Source organism: Enterobacter genomosp. O, assembly GCF_001022965.1.
GTDB classification, from domain to species: Bacteria; Pseudomonadota; Gammaproteobacteria; order Enterobacterales; family Enterobacteriaceae; genus Enterobacter; species Enterobacter cloacae_L.
Genome location: NZ_LECZ01000017.1, coordinates 1 through 3,161 on the forward strand (window position 1 = coordinate 1; position 3,161 = coordinate 3,161).

General features: G+C 53.1%; 2 rRNA genes. Both read right to left on the reverse strand.

The annotated features are described in order from the left end of the window. Window positions 1–5: 5 nt before the first annotated feature. Window positions 6–121, reverse strand: a 5S ribosomal RNA gene (gene rrf / locus ABR39_RS01110). Between the two features lie 68 nt (window positions 122–189). After that, window positions 190–3,094, reverse strand: a 23S ribosomal RNA gene (locus ABR39_RS01115). Between the last annotated feature and the right edge of the window lie 67 nt (window positions 3,095–3,161).

The window sequence follows — 3,161 nt, forward strand, 5'->3', positions numbered from 1 at the left end:
TTGATGCCTGGCAGTTCCCTACTCTCACATGGGGAGACCCCACACTACCATCGGCGCTACGGCGTTTCACTTCTGAGTTCGGCATGGGGTCAGGTGGGACCACCGCGCTAAAGCCGCCAGGCAAATTCTGTTAAATCTGTATCAGGCTGAAAATATCGTGTCTCTTCGCCAAAACACCTTCGGCGTTGTAAGGTTAAGCCTCACGGTTCATTAGTATCGGTTAGCTCAACGCATCGCTGCGCTTACACACCCGACCTATCAACGTCGTAGTCTTCAACGTTCCTTCAGGACCCTTAAAGGGTCAGGGAGAACTCATCTCGGGGCAAGTTTCGTGCTTAGATGCTTTCAGCACTTATCTTTTCCGCATTTAGCTACCGGGCAGTGCCATTGGCATGACAACCCGAACACCAGTGATGCGTCCACTCCGGTCCTCTCGTACTAGGAGCAGCCCCCCTCAATTCTCCAGCGCCCACGGCAGATAGGGACCGAACTGTCTCACGACGTTCTAAACCCAGCTCGCGTACCACTTTAAATGGCGAACAGCCATACCCTTGGGACCTACTTCAGCCCCAGGATGTGATGAGCCGACATCGAGGTGCCAAACACCGCCGTCGATATGAACTCTTGGGCGGTATCAGCCTGTTATCCCCGGAGTACCTTTTATCCGTTGAGCGATGGCCCTTCCATTCAGAACCACCGGATCACTATGACCTGCTTTCGCACCTGCTCGAGCCGTCACTCTCGCAGTCAAGCTAGCTTATGCCATTGCACTAACCTCCTGATGTCCGACCAGGATTAGCTAACCTTCGTGCTCCTCCGTTACTCTTTGGGAGGAGACCGCCCCAGTCAAACTACCCACCAGACACTGTCCGCAACCCGGATCACGGGTCTACGTTAGAACACCAGCCATTAAAGGGTGGTATTTCAAGGTCGGCTCCACGCAGACTGGCGTCCACGCTTCAAAGCCTCCCACCTATCCTACACATCAAGGACCAGTGTTCAGTGTCAAGCTATAGTAAAGGTTCACGGGGTCTTTCCGTCTTGCCGCGGGTACACTGCATCTTCACAGCGAGTTCAATTTCACTGAGTCTCGGGTGGAGACAGCCTGGCCATCATTACGCCATTCGTGCAGGTCGGAACTTACCCGACAAGGAATTTCGCTACCTTAGGACCGTTATAGTTACGGCCGCCGTTTACCGGGGCTTCGATCAAGAGCTTCGCGTTACCGCTAACCCCATCAATTAACCTTCCGGCACCGGGCAGGCGTCACACCGTATACGTCCACTTTCGTGTTTGCACAGTGCTGTGTTTTTAATAAACAGTTGCAGCCAGCTGGTATCTTCGACTGATTTCAGCTCCACCCGCAGGGGCTTCACCTACATATCAGCGTGCCTTCTCCCGAAGTTACGGCACCATTTTGCCTAGTTCCTTCACCCGAGTTCTCTCAAGCGCCTTGGTATTCTCTACCTGACCACCTGTGTCGGTTTGGGGTACGATTTGATGTTACCTGATGCTTAGAGGCTTTTCCTGGAAGCAGGGCATTTGTTACTTCAGCACCGTAGTGCCTCGTCATCACACCTCAGCGTTAAAAGGTACCGGATTTACCTGGAACCTCCGCCTACATGCTTAAACCGGGACAACCGTCGCCCGGCTAACATAGCCTTCTCCGTCCCCCCTTCGCAGTAACACCAAGTACAGGAATATTAACCTGTTTCCCATCGACTACGCCTTTCGGCCTCGCCTTAGGGGTCGACTCACCCTGCCCCGATTAACGTTGGACAGGAACCCTTGGTCTTCCGGCGAGCGGGCTTTTCACCCGCTTTATCGTTACTTATGTCAGCATTCGCACTTCTGATACCTCCAGCATGCCTCACAGCACACCTTCAACGGCTTACAGAACGCTCCCCTACCCAACAACACATAAGTGTCGCTGCCGCAGCTTCGGTGCATGGTTTAGCCCCGTTACATCTTCCGCGCAGGCCGACTCGACCAGTGAGCTATTACGCTTTCTTTAAATGATGGCTGCTTCTAAGCCAACATCCTGGCTGTCTGTGCCTTCCCACATCGTTTCCCACTTAACCATGACTTTGGGACCTTAGCTGGCGGTCTGGGTTGTTTCCCTCTTCACGACGGACGTTAGCACCCGCCGTGTGTCTCCCGTGATAACATTCTTCGGTATTCGTAGTTTGCATCGGGTTGGTAAGCCGGGATGGCCCCCTAGCCGAAACAGTGCTCTACCCCCGAAGATGAGTTCACGAGGCGCTACCTAAATAGCTTTCGGGGAGAACCAGCTATCTCCCGGTTTGATTGGCCTTTCACCCCCAGCCACAAGTCATCCGCTAATTTTTCAACATTAGTCGGTTCGGTCCTCCAGTTAGTGTTACCCAACCTTCAACCTGCCCATGGCTAGATCACCGGGTTTCGGGTCTATACCCTGCAACTTAACGCCCAGTTAAGACTCGGTTTCCCTTCGGCTCCCCTATACGGTTAACCTTGCTACAGAATATAAGTCGCTGACCCATTATACAAAAGGTACGCAGTCACACCACGAAGGTGCTCCCACTGCTTGTACGTACACGGTTTCAGGTTCTTTTTCACTCCCCTCGCCGGGGTTCTTTTCGCCTTTCCCTCACGGTACTGGTTCACTATCGGTCAGTCAGGAGTATTTAGCCTTGGAGGATGGTCCCCCCATATTCAGACAGGATACCACGTGTCCCGCCCTACTCTTCGAGTTCACAGCCTGTGTGCTTTCGTGTACGGGACTGTCACCCTGTACCGTGCGACTTTCCAGACGCTTCCACTAACACACAAGCTGATTCAGACTCTGGGCTGCTCCCCGTTCGCTCGCCGCTACTGGGGGAATCTCGGTTGATTTCTTTTCCTCGGGGTACTTAGATGTTTCAGTTCCCCCGGTTCGCCTCGTTAACCTATGTATTCAGTTAACGATAGTGTGACGAATCACACTGGGTTTCCCCATTCGGACATCGCCGGGTCAAAGGTTCATATCACCTCGCCGGCGCTTTTCGCAGATTAGCACGTCCTTCATCGCCTCTGACTGCCAGGGCATCCACCGTGTACGCTTAGTCGCTTAACCTCACAACCCGAAGATGTTTCTTTCGATTCATCATCGACTTGCGAAAATTTGAGAGACTCGAACACAC